Below are 1062 nucleotides of genomic sequence, written 5' to 3' on the forward strand. Positions count from 1 at the left end.
GTTGTTGATGACGGTGAGCTTCTCTTTGTAATTGTTCCCGCACAGTCAACAGTTTAGATAAACAAGCGAGAATTCCCTCAATCGTGACAGGATTGCGATAGGGTTCCAATAGACAAGGGGTTTGAGCTAATTTGCCCAATAGGCCTAATTCGGGCGGCATTTCTGGGGAAGTCGGTCGAAAATACACATCGATTTCTTGAGTTTCTGCCGTCACATCAAGGCTAGTTTTCACGTCACCGGAAGAAGAGAGAAAGGTTTCGAGGTAGTCTTTCACTAAATTTATCCCAAAGAAAGCGAGTCAAGACCTAAGTTATTAAATCAGTGATGATGATTATTTTATCATCTTCAAAGCTTATTTATTAGTTCAGCCAATTAATTAAGTCAGCTTGACTCTTAAAGTCTAGCAATGCTTCTCCTAAGTCTTCTAATTTTTCTACTGAGAGTTTTTGGATAGTTTCAGTAATATGCGGGGGCAGTTCACCAAAACGTCGGTTAAGCAAGCGTAGCACTAGGTTGGCTTCTCCTTTTTGAAGTCCGATAGCTTCTCCTTCTTGAATGCCTTCGATTCTGCCTTTTTGAAGTCCGATAGCTTCTCCTTGTTGAATAGCTTTTTCTCTATCTTGTTCGTATAAAGGGGCTAAACGCATAATAAATTTACTCTCCTCCTGGGTTCTTTTGGGTAAGGCTTGCAAGTTCCTACTCAAATTGTATAATAATTTTAAGGAAGCTGATTTAAAGGGATGACTAGAAGACAAGGCCTCTAATTCATCAATCGCTCTGCTTCTGGTTCCTCCTCTGCCTAATAATCTTAACCAAAGGGTTTCAGGGGTTTCGGGTAATTGATGCAGGACAATAAGGGATGTATTTAATGCTGGAGGTAAAAAATAAATTCCTTCTCCCCAATCTGGATGATTGAGAGCGGAAAAAGCAGTTATAATCCTCTGACTGGCAGTAGGAGTTAGTATCCATAGTCTAGGAATATTTTCTGCTAATAAGGGTTGTTGATGACGGTGAGCTTCTCTTTGTAATTGTTCCCGCACAGTCAACAGTTTAGATAAACAA

General features: G+C 40.1%; 2 protein-coding genes. Both read right to left on the reverse strand.

Annotated elements, in window-relative coordinates:
* On the reverse strand, positions 1 to 274 hold a 274-nt coding region (locus tag O9332_RS07920), incomplete at its 3' end, for a hypothetical protein (protein ID WP_288024763.1).
* 85 nt (positions 275 to 359) lie between these two features.
* On the reverse strand, positions 360 to 1062 hold a 703-nt coding region (locus tag O9332_RS07925), incomplete at its 5' end, for a DUF4351 domain-containing protein (RefSeq protein WP_288024766.1).

This window comes from Microcystis sp. LE19-10.1B (genome assembly GCF_027530565.1).
Lineage (GTDB): Bacteria > Cyanobacteriota > Cyanobacteriia > Cyanobacteriales > Microcystaceae > Microcystis > Microcystis aeruginosa.